The 14,389-nt window shown below is 33.4% G+C and carries 11 protein-coding genes; 5 read left to right on the forward strand and 6 right to left on the reverse strand.

Translation table 11 applies throughout. The features are described 5' to 3' along the window. The first annotated feature begins 1,805 nt into the window (after positions 1 to 1,805). Positions 1,806 to 4,055, forward strand: a complete 2,250-nt coding sequence (gene pnp / locus AACL20_RS04640) for a polyribonucleotide nucleotidyltransferase (RefSeq protein WP_339051832.1) — start codon at positions 1,806 to 1,808, stop codon at positions 4,053 to 4,055. 260 nt (positions 4,056 to 4,315) lie between these two features. Here the strand turns inward: pnp and AACL20_RS04645 are convergent, their stop codons facing one another. Next, on the reverse strand, positions 4,316 to 5,920 hold the full coding sequence (locus AACL20_RS04645) for an AMP-binding protein (protein WP_339051833.1): 1,605 nt from the start codon (positions 5,918 to 5,920) through the stop codon (positions 4,316 to 4,318). A 333-nt stretch (positions 5,921 to 6,253) separates the two neighbouring features. Here AACL20_RS04645 and AACL20_RS04650 point away from each other — a divergent pair, with 333 nt between their 5' ends. Then, a complete protein-coding gene (locus tag AACL20_RS04650; protein WP_339051834.1) occupies positions 6,254 to 7,150 on the forward strand; it encodes a sodium:solute symporter family transporter in 897 nt (298 codons plus the stop codon). A 37-nt stretch (positions 7,151 to 7,187) separates the two neighbouring features. Here AACL20_RS04650 and AACL20_RS04655 read toward each other — a convergent pair whose 3' ends face one another. After that, positions 7,188 to 7,976, reverse strand: a complete 789-nt coding sequence (locus tag AACL20_RS04655) for an IS256 family transposase (RefSeq protein WP_339052681.1) — start codon at positions 7,974 to 7,976, stop codon at positions 7,188 to 7,190. An 83-nt stretch (positions 7,977 to 8,059) separates the two neighbouring features. Between AACL20_RS04655 and AACL20_RS04660 the strand changes: the two genes are divergently transcribed. After that, positions 8,060 to 9,274 (forward strand): IS256 family transposase, encoded by a 1,215-nt coding sequence (locus AACL20_RS04660; RefSeq protein WP_339051785.1) that lies wholly within the window; start codon positions 8,060 to 8,062, stop codon positions 9,272 to 9,274. 22 nt (positions 9,275 to 9,296) lie between these two features. Here AACL20_RS04660 and AACL20_RS04665 read toward each other — a convergent pair whose 3' ends face one another. Next, the gene (locus AACL20_RS04665; protein ID WP_339051835.1) at positions 9,297 to 9,737 is read right to left on the reverse strand and encodes a transposase; all 441 of its coding nucleotides are present in this window, start codon (positions 9,735 to 9,737) and stop codon (positions 9,297 to 9,299) included. 61 nt (positions 9,738 to 9,798) lie between these two features. Between AACL20_RS04665 and AACL20_RS04670 the strand changes: the two genes are divergently transcribed. Continuing rightward, on the forward strand, positions 9,799 to 10,389 hold the full coding sequence (locus AACL20_RS04670) for an IS256 family transposase (RefSeq protein WP_339051836.1): 591 nt from the start codon (positions 9,799 to 9,801) through the stop codon (positions 10,387 to 10,389). A 193-nt stretch (positions 10,390 to 10,582) separates the two neighbouring features. Next, positions 10,583 to 11,827 carry an MFS transporter gene (locus AACL20_RS04675; protein WP_339051837.1) on the forward strand — a complete coding sequence of 415 codons (1,245 nt, stop codon included), beginning with the start codon at positions 10,583 to 10,585 and terminating at the stop codon, positions 11,825 to 11,827. Positions 11,828 to 12,069: 242 nt separating this feature from the next. Here the strand turns inward: AACL20_RS04675 and AACL20_RS04680 are convergent, their stop codons facing one another. The 3 genes from AACL20_RS04680 to AACL20_RS04690 form a co-directional block, all read right to left on the reverse strand. Beyond that, complete coding sequence (locus tag AACL20_RS04680; RefSeq protein WP_339051838.1) at positions 12,070 to 12,771, reverse strand: hypothetical protein; 702 nt, start codon at positions 12,769 to 12,771, stop codon at positions 12,070 to 12,072. Between the two features lie 167 nt (positions 12,772 to 12,938). Next, complete coding sequence (locus AACL20_RS04685; RefSeq protein ID WP_339051785.1) at positions 12,939 to 14,153, reverse strand: IS256 family transposase; 1,215 nt, start codon at positions 14,151 to 14,153, stop codon at positions 12,939 to 12,941. Between the two features lie 21 nt (positions 14,154 to 14,174). After that, on the reverse strand, positions 14,175 to 14,372 hold the full coding sequence (locus AACL20_RS04690; RefSeq protein ID WP_339051839.1) for a hypothetical protein: 198 nt from the start codon (positions 14,370 to 14,372) through the stop codon (positions 14,175 to 14,177). Positions 14,373 to 14,389: the final 17 nt, after the last annotated feature.

Raw genomic sequence — 14,389 nt, forward strand, 5'->3', positions numbered from 1 at the left:
AGTTGATATTGATTATATTATATATGGAGTTAATTTTCGAAAAGAGCTAGGAAGAATGGTGACACATGTGTATACAAGATTACATCAGTAGCATTTTAACAACGCTAATTTTGAAAAGTATGACTAGTATATGACACTGTTGTGCTCGCGTGCAGTGCTTATTATATAAGATTTTTTGCGAGTTGTTTGAATGTTTTTCTATTTTAGCTTCAGTTGGCTGTCTTAGCGTCATAAGTGTAGGAATGCTTAGCTGAAAAGCAGGTATTTTTAACAGATACCTGTGAAAGTATTGTTTACACTTAGATATAAAGCTGATGATTAAAGATGTATTGAATCTTTTTATCTATTTTAAGCTTATATTCTTATCTGTACATTTTGCTTTTTTATATTGCCTTTTTTTCTTCACTGATTAGGCGAGTGATATTATATATAACAACGGTGTTCAACACGTGTTGGCATATATAGTAGTTGATATGTTTTAGAGCTTGTTTAGATGCTTTATTATTTTGACTTGAGTTTTAGAGTATTGTTGCTTTGAAATTATATTATGAAATTCACATAGTATATGATCTATATGCAGAATGCTTATATTCCTCTATATGAGTAGAAGTTTTCGAGAATATTTTTTGAAGATGTATGAGTTGCGATAATGTAAGCTTTTGGCATAATATAATTTATTTATACTAAGGGCTTCATGAGTTGTTCATATATTTTGTAAATAGATATTTGTCTTATACAAAGCGTTTAATAAGTTTAATTAATTGTATTACTTAATGTATATACTAAGACTGATCTTAAAAAAAAATGTAGAACAGGAAATTTAAGCAGCTTTAATATGTTTTATATGTATAAGTGAATCGAATTTCGCGTTCGACAATCTAAAAATAAACTTGTATACTGCTTGCAAATAAAGGTTGGTATTTTGCCAGAGTGGTTATAAATTCTTACTTTGAAAGTTGCTTCAAAAAAGTGTAGATTTTTGACATGGTATGTCAAAATATCGGAGTTTGTTATAGAAGTATGAAACGAGTTTTGTGGAGGTTGTCTTGTATTTGTTGTGCTTTTAACTTTCTAAAAGTGCTAGATCACATAATCTAGCTTGCGCAATATGTGCTAGTGAAATCCGGTGTACTGGTTATGTCTTGTGTTATTGCTGTTTTTGTTTTAAAAAATTTATCTATAAAATTTGGGTTTTGCTGCTTGTTGTATAGAGTGTGTAAGAGTTTTACCCAGATTTAGGTTTAATATTTTTAAGGTGCTGGCTCTGTATGAATATTTTGAATTTTGTGTCCTGCGTATTGCATTTTAAAGGTGCGAAATTTAGTTATGCTTATTGATAGTTCATATCTAGGATGTTTTGATATCGTTTGAGTATGAATTCGAAAATCTTCTAAATCGAAATCGCGTAAGTATAAAAATTACTGCTACTTCGATCTTTGCTGCGTTTTTATTTTATAAGCTAGGTAATAGTGGAAGATTAAACTGAGGTATTCAATTTCATATGCTTGTCATATTTCGAATGCGGTGCATACAGCTAAAATGATTTATTATTATAGAGATTTTGTTATCTCAACAGTGTTATAGAAATAAAACTTTATTTTTTATGTGACACATTAAGCTGTGAGCAATTTTATAAATTGACAACGATAAAAAATCGGCTTATTTGATATAGGCTATATTTTTTGCCTTGTTTTCTTGTAAAATTAACCGATTGCGTCGTATCGTATTAAATATTGAAACATGCTATAGGTGTCAAGTTATTAAGGTTAATTTATAATTTTTTAGATGTATTGGTAAGGATTTAGATGTTCAATATTGTGACAAAAGAGACAATTTGGGGTAATGCGACTTTAAAGTTGGAGACTGGAAAAATAGCAAGGCAGGCTAGTGGTGCTGTGATTGTGCAAATGGGTGACACAATGATTCTGGCAACTGTAGTGGCGGAGAAAACACCAAAGGAAGGGATAGATTTCCTTCCTTTAACTGTAAATTATCAAGAGAAATTTTATGCAGATGGCAGATTTCCTGGTGGTTTTATAAAGAGGGAAGGGAAAAATAGCGAGCGTGAAGTTTTAACATCAAGGCTGATCGATAGATCGCTGCGTCCTCTTTTCCCAAAAAATTATCACAATGAAGTTCAGGTTATTTGTACTGTTCTATCATATGACCCTGAGTATAACCCAGATATTTTATCAGTGATTGGTGCATCAGCTGCTATAGCGATATCAGATATACCTTGCAAAGACGTGATAGCTGCATCAAGAGTTGGATATACGAATGGTGATTATTTCATACAATTTGCTGCGGCACAGAAAAATCGTAAGGAATTAGATCTTGTTGTTGCTGGAACTGATGAAGCTATTTTCATGATTGAGTCAGAAGCTGCAGAATTACCACAAGATAAGATGTTAGGGGCAATAGAGTTTGGGCATAGCGAACTCAAAGTCGTTGTAGATCTTATCAAGGAATTTGCTAAGGAAATAGGTATAAAAAAATCTGAACATATTGAGCAGAATTATTCTAGCATCCTTAAGCAAGTGAAGGGTCTTGTAGGTAAGAAGCTTGCTGAAGCATATTTAATTCCAGAAAAGCAGAGTCGTCGTCAAAAAATTGAAGAACTAAAATCTTATGTTCGCGAAAAATGTGCGGAGCAAGAAGATTTTGCTCCACTGCCATATATGACAGCTTTTGGGTTGTTAGAGCGTGCGATAGTACGTAAAAAAATCTTGGATGATGCTACCCGTATAGATGGAAGAGGACATGGTGAGATACGCGATATCTCAATAGATATTGATATTCTGCCAAGAGCTCATGGCTCTAGTTTGTTTACTAGAGGAGAGACGCAAGCTTTAGCTGTTGTGACGCTTGGTACAGCTGATGATGAGCAGATGACTGATGATTTAACAGGGAATAGATTCGAAAACTTTATGTTGCACTACAATTTCCCTGCCTATTCTGTTGGAGAGGTCGGTGCTTTAAGAGCTCCTGGTAGGAGGGAAATAGGTCATGGTCGTCTGGCGTATAAATCATTTCAATCTGTAATTCCACAAAAAGAAGATTTTGCTTATACAATAAGGCTTGTATCTGAAGTTACAGAATCTAATGGATCTTCGTCAATGGCGACGGTTTGCGCATCATCTCTTGCGATGATGGCTGCTGGAATCCCAGTGAAATTGCCAGTAGCTGGTATCGCAATGGGTCTTGTTAAAGAAGGTGAGAAGTTTGCAATTCTCTCTGACATTATGGGTGATGAAGATTTTTTAGGAGATATGGATTTTAAAGTTGCTGGAACAAAAGATGGTATTACTGCTCTACAAATGGATATTAAAATTTGCGGCATTAATAGAGACATTATGGAAAAAGCAATATCTCAAGCTGTTGTTGGCATTAATCATATACTCTCAAAAATGAGTGAAGTTCTCGAGACAACTAGAGCTACGCTTAGTCCTTCTGCTCCAAGAATTCTTAATATAATGATAGATAAAGAAAAGATTAGAGAGGTGATTGGAGCTGGTGGCAAAGTAATAAGAGAGATTTGCGAAAAAAGTGGTGCGAAGATAGATGTGGCACCTGATGGGACGTTAACTATATTTGGGCCTAATAAAGATTCTATCGAGATTGCTACAAAAATTATTAAAGATATAGTGACATCGCCTGAGGTTGGTGGAATATATGATGGCGCTGTTGTAAAGATTACAAATTTTGGTCTTTTTGTTAGGTTTTTAGGGAATTCTGAAGGTATGGTTCATATTAGTGAGATATGTAATCATTATATTGCTGAAGTTGAGGATGTGCTTCAGGAAGGCGATAAAGTTGTAGTACGCATAGTAGCATTTGAAAAAAATGGAAGGATAAAGCTCACAATGCGTAATTTGAATCAAATTTATCTTGCTCCTGAAGTTGCTGAAAGACTCGCTAGAGAGCCTGATAGTGGTGTTGAAAGTGGCGATGAGGAGGCAGTTGTGATTGAAAAGTTTTCTCAAGGGAATCAAGCTCCTAGTCGTCCTTCTAATAATAAGCCACAGCCGCAAACTAGGCGCCGTAGGTTTTTTTAAAGCTTGTGCACTTTAGGTTCTGTTGTATTAAGTAATTGTTTATAGTCTATCCGTCAAAAATTTATTTGCTATGCAAATCAATTTTTGGTGGACGGACGAAGTAATATGAAAAATGAAGCAAAAAAGGTCTGCGCAAGTGGCTTTGCGAGTAGTGCGTACACATGCGTCTCCTATCCTTCCTAGCTCTTTTTGAAGTCTAACTTTGTATATACGCAAGTTAAATACCAACTCTTCATTTGCCTGCGGTATATAGCTTGATTTTATGATTGTTTAGAAGTGATAGCTTGCTGCGTTCTGGCTAGTGTTGGCAGCGCCTTGCGATCAATCTTATTGTTAGTAAGCACAGGAAGCTCGTCTAACAATATGTAATAGTTTGGAATCATATAATATGGTAGATATTTTGTTAAATGTAATTTGATGTCTTTGATTATAGTTTCTTCCTCTTTTTCGTGTTCTATTTTTTGGTAGCATACTATATATGCTGCCAATTCGTTATACTTATCTCCTGTGTCTGCAAGAACAACAGCTGCATTTTTCACGATTGTACTTAATTTTAATGCATTCTCTATTTCCGCTATATTGACAGCATACCCACAGATCTTAATCTGATCGTCGGATCTTCCAACATATATAATATCACCATTTGAGAGTATCTTTCCTAAATCGCCGGTTTTCAATATTTGATTGAATTCCGTCATTCCTTCTATTGCAAAAGGGTTATCAACAAATTTTTGTTTTGTCAGTTCTGGTAAGTTTAAGTATCCTGCTGCGATGCCGTTGCCGCTTAAACATATTTCTCCTACTTCATGATTTTTTGCTATGTTATTGTCACTATTCAACACATAAACTTTTGTGTCGCTGTTTGATGCAGTATTGGCAAAAGCGATTGTTTTTTCGTTGTTAATTGTTAATTTTTTTGTTATTTGTGTTGCAAATTCTGTCAGTCCATAGTGATTGACGATAACAGAATCAAAGTGAATGAAGAACTTTTCTAGCAAACTATAATGTATTGCTTCTCCAACTATACGCCATAGTTTGATATTTCTGAACCCTGCAATAAATTCCGGTTCATAGCTTAATAAAACTCCTAATAGATTAGGTGTAAAACATAGTCTTTTAACATTACTGTTCTGATTTGCTACAATTGATCTAATGGTAGGTAAATGCCTACAGATATTGCGTGTCATTATAATAATTTTAATTCCGAAAATTAAAGCTCCGATAGTTTCTAAAAGTGATATTGTGCTGATAAAGTGCCTTGCCAGTATTGTTTCATCTTCTATCTTTGGGTATTCTCTGTAATGCCATAAAATTCTGCTTGCTACACTAATATGGCGTACCATCACGCCTTTTGGATCACCTGTAGAACCAGATGTGTAATAGATTGCTAGTATCTGACTATTAATATCGTGTTCTTTTTCATCATAAGTGAAGTATAGATTTTCGCTGCTATACAGCATGAGAGCATTGTGTATTTCATCAAGAAGCACAACTTTTGCTTTCAAGTCATATGTGTGAAAATTTTCGATTAAATGAGATTCTGAAATAATAAGTTTGCAATTAGAATCTTTGACTATGAAACATTGCTTTTTGCTGGATAGCTCTGGGCTAATGATGACATATGTAGCAAGAATCTTAATGGCTGCGAGAATTGCAATGATCAACTCTGGTGAATTATCTAAATATATGCAAACACGGTCATGATACCCTATATGTAATGACTGTAAATGCTGTGCTAGTCTGTTAATCCTGGAGTTAATTTCAAAGTATGTCAGTTGTTGATCTTGATATGTGATAGCAATCTTAGATGGTGAAAGTGTCGCTTGTCTTTCAAAGAGATTGATTAGGTTTTGATTATTTGACATTTAATACCTATAAGACTAGTATTTGTAAGTTTATAAGGCAATTGCGCAATTATTAGTAACTTAATAGAGGGAATTTGGTAATTTCTATAAATAAAGCCAAGAAACCTTTGTAATATATATTGTAAGCGCAAGTAATGATTTGTCTTCATTATGTATATTCGTCATATTGACATGCTACCGCATTCTTCCTAGCTTTTTTAAAATCTAATTTTGTATTGTATGCAATAAATGTACACTCTTAGTAATCAATTAGATAATATATAAAAATACTATGTACATATTAATATTTTATTATAAGATAATTGCTACTTATAATAGAATTAGCGGTCTCATATGGGAAGTCTTAATATTGTAGATGTTTTGATTATATTCACCTATTTTGTGTTATGTGTAGTTTTAGCGTTATATAGATCAAAGAAAATTAAAACAATCACTGAGTATACTATAGGGTCGGGTTATTTTCCAGATACTGTCGTATTGTCTACCATTTTCATGACATTCATTGGGGCGCCACAGGTTGTAGGTGCTGTAGGTAAGGTATATGAGCTTGGTTTATTTTTTGCTATAACTGAATTAACAGCTCCTTTGCTTTGGTTTATTACTTTAATAGTTTTTGCGAAAAATATAAATCGATTTTCTGGTTGTATTTCTATAGGCGATGTTATGGCGCTATTATATGGCAGTATAGGTCGTTGGGTTACTAATATTGCCTCTATATTGATATCTATAGGACTGATATCAGTGCAAGCTCTAGCGCTTGGATATGCTATAGAGTATTTCTTACAAGTACCAAAAGTGCTTGGGATGTGCGTTGGTATGTCCATACTGATTTTTTATTCTACATTTGGTGGTATAAGAGCTGTTGCAATTACTGATGTTTTTCAGTTTGTAATATTGATAATTGCTATACCTATTGCTTGTTCGTTTGCATATCGTGACATAGGCGGTTATAGTGGTATAATGAGGTCTGTTCCGCAAGATCTAGTTGTGTTAGATTTAAACAAAGAAAACATATTTCTATTTTGTAGTCTAATATTCTATGCAATATTGCCAATTAATAGTGGGCCTTACATACAGAGATTTTTAATGGTTTCATCCTCTAAACAATTAACACATGTGATAAAATTCATTCCTGTTATTCACTTTGCGTTCGTTTTTATTATCTGCATGATAGGTTTTATTATTAAAGGTTTAGCGCCAAGTATTGATCCTAACAATGCATTATATTAGGGTCTTTCTCATTGATTGTGTAAATTTTTTAGAGCCATTAAAATCTCCCATCAAATTTGATTATAAAATGAGCCATAGCTTCATTCCAGTTAGAGATAGGCATGGTCCATTTTTTGGTAATATAATCAATCGTTAGGTATAAAGCCTTGAATACCGAATCATCATTTGGGAAAACACGCTTATTTCTTGTAACTTTTCTCAACTGACTATTCAGCGATTCTATAGCATTTGTAGTGTAAATTATCTTACGGATACTCTCTGGATATTGCAAAAATATTACCAGATTCTCCCAATTATTATACCAGGATTTTGATATATGTGGATATCGTTTACTCCATTTCTTATCAAAAGATTCTAGAGCAAGACGCGCTTCATCTTCAGTAGCAGAGCTATAAATAAGCTTTAAATCTGATGCCAATAATTTTCTGTCTTTATATGATACATACTTCAGGCTATTTCTAATTTGATGTACTATACAAAGCTGATGCTCAGTTTTGGGATAACTTGCGCATATAGCTTCAGACATACCAGTCAGGTTATCACTACAGGCAATTAATATATCTTTTAATCCTCGATTCTTCAATTCAGTAAAATTACTAAGCCAGAATTTAGATCCTTCATTCTCACTTATCCATAATCCTAAAATATCTTTCCGGCCCTGTAAATCTATACCCAGCGCAACATATACTGATTTATTAATTATCTGTTTATCTTGCCTTACCTTAACTATTAAACAATCAAAATATACTATAGGATATAATGGTTCAAGAGGTCTACTCTGCCAAATTCTAACCTCATCAATTACATCATCTGTAACCCTACTAATTAAACTCTCGGGTCTTTATCAAAGATTGTGTAAATTATAGTAGAGCCTATATTTGGAATTAATAAAGAATATAGGTAATTAGAATGAAGACAGAAAAGAATAAGAAAATAAATGAAGCGATAGATTTACTGATAGAAGGAGGAGCGGATTTAAAGACAGTACTGAAGCAGGATGGATTGATTAAGGAATTAACGAAGAGTATTTTGGAGAGAGCCTTGCAGGCAGAAATGTCTGAACACTTAGGTTATAACAAATATGATAGGTCTGAAACTGAGAATTGCAGGAATGGTCATTATAATAAGAATTTGATTACTGAGAATGGCAGTATCGAGTTAAATATTCCGCGAGATAGAGAAGGTAAATTTGCACCTGTAATTGTCTCCAAGAATCAAACAAGAATAGATGGTTTAGATCAAAAGATAATATCTCTGTATGCCAAGGGGATGAGTTTGTCTGATATCAAGATCCAATTACAAGAATTATATGGAGCAGAAGTTAGTGAGAGTTTAATTAGTAGGGTTACAGATGATGTAATTGATGAGGTTAGAATTTGGCAGAGTAGACCTCTTGAACCATTATATCCTATAGTATATTTTGATTGTTTAATAGTTAAGGTAAGGCAAGATAAACAGATAATTAATAAATCAGTATATGTTGCGCTGGGTATAGATTTACAGGGCCGGAAAGATATTTTAGGATTATGGATAAGTGAGAATGAAGGATCTAAATTCTGGCTTAGTAATTTTACTGAATTGAAGAATCGAGGATTAAAAGATATATTAATTGCCTGTAGTGATAACCTGACTGGTATGTCTGAAGCTATATGCGCAAGTTATCCCAAAACTGAGCATCAGCTTTGTATAGTACATCAAATTAGAAATAGCCTGAAGTATGTATCATATAAAGACAGAAAATTATTGGCATCAGATTTAAAGCTTATTTATAGCTCTGCTACTGAAGATGAAGCGCATCTTGCCCTAGAATCTTTTGATAAGAAATGGAGTAAACGATATCCACATATAGCAAAATCCTGGTATAATAATTGGGAGAATCTTGTAATATTTCTGCAATATCCAGAGAGTATCCGTAAGATAATTTACACTACAAATGCTATAGAATCGCTGAATAGTCAGTTGAGAAAAGTTACAAGAAATAAGCGTGTTTTCCCAAATGATGATTCGGTATTCAAGGTTTTATACCTAACGATTGATTATATTACCAAAAAATGGACCATGCCTATCTCTAACTGGAATGAAGCTATGGCTCATTTTATAATCAAATTTGATGGGAGATTTTAATGGCTCTAAAAAATTTACACAATCAATGGGATAAACCCAAACTCTCACTAACTTCTGCTCCATATAATTCTTGTAATTGGATCTTGATATCAGACAAACTCATCCCCTTGGCATACAGAGATATTATCTTTTGATCTAAACCATCTATTCTTGTTTGATTCTTGGAGACAATTACAGGTGCAAATTTACCTTCTCTATCTCGCGGAATATTTAACTCGATACTGCCATTCTCAGTAATCAAATTCTTATTATAATGACCATTCCTGCAATTCTCAGTTTCAGACCTATCATATTTGTTATAACCTAAGTGTTCAGACATTTCTGCCTGCAAGGCTCTCTCCAAAATACTCTTCGTTAATTCCTTAATCAATCCATCCTGCTTCAGTACTGTCTTTAAATCCGCTCCTCCTTCTATCAGTAAATCTATCGCTTCATTTATTTTCTTATTCTTTTCTGTCTTCATTCTAATTACCTATATTCTTTATTAATTCCAAATATAGGCTCTACTATAATTTACACAATCTTTGATAAAGACTCGATCTAAATTCTGGCTTAGTAATTTTACTGAATTGAAGAATCGAGGATTAAAAGATATATTAATTGCCTGTAGTGATAACCTGACTGGTATGTCTGAAGCTATATGCGCAAGTTATCCCAAAACTGAGCATCAGCTTTGTATAGTACATCAAATTAGAAATAGCCTGAAGTATGTATCATATAAAGACAGAAAATTATTGGCATCAGATTTAAAGCTTATTTATAGCTCTGCTACTGAAGATGAAGCGCGTCTTGCTCTAGAATCTTTTGATAAGAAATGGAGTAAACGATATCCACATATAGCAAAATCCTGGTATAATAATTGGGAGAATCTGGTAATATTTTTGCAATATCCAGAGAGTATCCGTAAGATAATTTACACTACAAATGCTATAGAATCGCTGAATAGTCAGTTGAGAAAAGTTACAAGAAATAAGCGTGTTTTCCCAAATGATGATTCGGTATTCAAGGCTTTATACCTAACGATTGATTATATTACCAAAAAATGGACCATGCCTATCTCTAAATGGAATGAAGCTATGGCTCATTTTATAATCAAATTTGATGGGAGATTTTAATGGCTCTAAAAAATTTACACAATCAATTGGATAGACCCATTTCTGCGTGCATTGATTAAAATTTATATGATTAATAGCAACAACTTCGAAAACACCGCGACTTTAATATTTGCAAAACAATTTAAAGCTATAAATATATTTCATTAAATCTATTTTAAATTACGCAGCCTATATGCTACCTTCGCTACTTAAAATGTTCAATAGCTTAACATTATCTCAAAGAAAAGCTGTACTTTTACTATCCACTAGCACATTTCTTGAATATTTTGACGTAATGCTATATATACATATGGCGGTCGTATTAAATGAGCTATTTTTCTCATCATCAGGTTTAAAATTTTCCGACGCAATAGGGTACACTGCAACATTCGCTTTAAGACCAATATGGGCTCTTATTATAGGCAGAATAGGAGATACTATAGGAAGAAAATCTACTGTAATCTTTACAGTGTTACTTGCCTCCACATCTTGTATATTAATTGCAGTTCTGCCAACATATTCGCAGATAGGAATCTTCGCTACTATACTCTTCGTCTTTTGTAGAATTACACAGGGACTTGCTGCAATGGGAGAAGTTATAGGAGCAGATATATATCTTATGGAAACAATCAAACCACCAGCTCAATATCCAATTAGCGGTCTAACTACGATTGCTGCCTCACTTGGTGGATTTGCAGCACTTGCTTTTGCTTCATTTGCAGTATCAACAAACTTCAATTGGCGATTTGCATTTATAACAGGAGCAACAGTCACACTGTTAACTGCACTTGCAAGAAAAACGCTACATGAGACACCTGAGTTTTTATACGCTATCTCAAAAGCAAAGACGAAAGCAGTGCACAATACCACTACATCAAACTTTAATTTTAGCAACAAAACTGCTTTAGCTATTTTTGCTATGGATTGCGGATGGCCGCTGGGGTTTTATCTGCTGTATGCATACTGTAACAACATCCTTAAAAGTAAGTTTGGCTATTCAGCAGAACAAATTATTAATCACAACTTAACAATAGGCATAACTCTTCTTTTCAATCACATAGTCATTACATGCCTAAGTTATAAATTTCACCCACTCAAAATGCTAAAATTCAGAATTTTTATATTTTCTGCGCTTGTAATATTCTATCCTTATATAGTTTCTACTGCTAGCAGCGCATCACATATTTTAGCATTGCAAATATTAATTACATTTGTGCCAATAGATTTAGTAACAGCAACACCAATAATACTAAAACATATACCAACATTGAAACGCTTTACCTATAGCGCTTTTTTATACTCTATTTCAAAGGCTGTTATTACAGTAGTAACATCATTTGGTTTTATATATCTCATAGAGAAGTATGGAAAACTCGGCCCCTTATTCTTGATCGTACCAATTGTTATTTCTTGTATAACGGGAGTATTGTATTTTCATAAATTAGAATTTACTAAGTAACAAAACTCTGAATCCAGCAAATAATGACGTATAAAACACATGGTTATGACTTCGTCAGTCCCTTGCACTTCGTTTTAGAATGCAAGGGACTGACTTACTACCTCCTCGCTCAATATATGAAATAACCTTTTCTCTTAGCTCAAGTGAATAATAGCGGCCCATATAACTCAATAACATACTCTTATTTATTTTACAGATAATATCACATTATCTTTTATTAACTGACAGGAGAAATACTATAATCAACGAATTCGTGAGTTGCTATTGTCATCCGGCTCAGGCTCTCCAATCAGTATATTGCGTACAGAACTTCTTCTTACATTTTCAGTCACACTATGACTTTGAGCACTCTGCCGCTCTTGAATATCCTCCACTTCTCTAACTTCTTCTTTAGATTGGCTATATAATCTTACGTGCAATAGCACAGCATCTTTTATATCATTCTCTAATTTTTCTCCAAACTCACGCTCTTTATATCTGTTTGTCATATCGTATTTTTCGTATATTGCTATAATATCACGAGTAATATGTGATATTTTTCCAACCTCATCCGCGAAACTAATATCTTTTGTTAAAAACCCCACTAAACTTTCTTTTCCAAGAAGTTTCAGAACTTCTTGAGTGTTTTTATCTTTACTTATACTTAAGTCATAAAGAATTTTTATAAGATGTCCTCGTATAACATTCTCAAACATAGAAATTTCCTCTAAAGGCTTCTCTCGAGGCAGCAACATTTTTCTTATAACATTTGCTAGAACTTCTATTCCACCCCTTCCTTCTTCATAAGACACGCTATTTCTAACAAATTCTAGATTATCACCTCTAAAATAATCAGCAAAATCATTAGGCATCTTCTTAGGATTTTGTGCCATTATTGCATATCTGATATAATCATGTATATCACTCAAACCTTGTTTATTCTCTAAATCCAAAGAATCTGTCATACCTCTTGCTTTGGCTTTAATGAAGCCTTCAAGCAACTTGCTATATATAGTATTGAACTTTGCACCCTTATACGCTTCTTTTTCAGATGGATTATAGAAGTGATTTAGCTGCTCTGCTATTTTTATTATGGGTCTTTCTCATTGATTGTGTAAATTTTTTAGAGCCATTAAAATCTCCCATCAAATTTGATTATAAAATGAGCCATAGCTTCATTCCAGTTAGAGATAGGCATGGTCCATTTTTTGGTAATATAATCAATCGTTAGGTATAAAACCTTGAATACCGAATCATCATTTGGGAAAACACGCTTATTTCTTGTAACTTTTCTCAACTGACTATTCAGCGATTCTATAGCATTTGTAGTGTAAATTATCTTACGGATACTCTCTGGATATTGCAGAAATATTACAAGATTCTCCCAATTATTATACCAGGATTTTGCTATATGTGGATATCGTTTACTCCATTTCTTATCAAAAGATTCTAGGGCAAGATGCGCTTCATCTTCAGTAGCAGAGCTATAAATAAGCTTTAAATCTGATGCCAATAATTTTCTGTCTTTATATGATACATACTTCAGGCTATTTCTAATTTGATGTACTATACAAAGCTGATGCTCAGTTTTGGGATAACTTGCGCATATAGCTTCAGACATACCAGTCAGGTTATCACTACAGGCAATTAATATATCTTTTAATCCTCGATTCTTCAATTCAGTAAAATTACTAAGCCAGAATTTAGATCCTTCATTCTCACTTATCCATAATCCTAAAATATCTTTCCGGCCCTGTAAATCTATACCCAGCGCAACATATACTGATTTATTAATTATCTGTTTATCTTGCCTTACCTTAACTATTAAACAATCAAAATATACTATAGGATATAATGGTTCAAGAGGTCTACTCTGCCAAATTCTAACCTCATCAATTACATCATCTGTAACCCTACTAATTAAACTCTCACTAACTTCTGCTCCATATAATTCTTGTAATTGGATCTTGATATCAGACAAACTCATCCCCTTGGCATACAGAGATATTATCTTTTGATCTAAACCATCTATTCTTGTTTGATTCTTGGAGACAATTACAGGTGCAAATTTACCTTCTCTATCTCGCGGAATATTTAACTCGATACTGCCATTCTCAGTAATCAAATTCTTATTATAATGACCATTCCTGCAATTCTCAGTTTCAGACCTATCATATTTGTTATAACCTAAGTGTTCAGACATTTCTGCCTGCAAGGCTCTCTCCAAAATACTCTTCGTTAATTCCTTAATCAATCCATCCTGCTTCAGTACTGTCTTTAAATCCGCTCCTCCTTCTATCAGTAAATCTATCGCTTCATTTATTTTCTTATTCTTTTCTGTCTTCATTCTAATTACCTATATTCTTTATTAATTCCAAATATAGGCTCTACTATAATTTACACAATCTTTGATAAAGACTCTCTCTGCCTGCAAGGCTCTCTCCAAAATACTCTTCGTTAATTCCTTAATCAATCCATCCTGCTTCAGTACTGTCTTTAAATCCGCTCCTCCTTCTATCAGTAAGTCTATCGCTTCATTTATTTTCTTATTCTTTTCTGTCTTCATTCTAATTACCTATATTC

Source organism: Candidatus Lariskella endosymbiont of Epinotia ramella, from assembly GCF_964019805.1.
Taxonomy (GTDB): Bacteria; Pseudomonadota; Alphaproteobacteria; order Rickettsiales; family Midichloriaceae; genus Lariskella.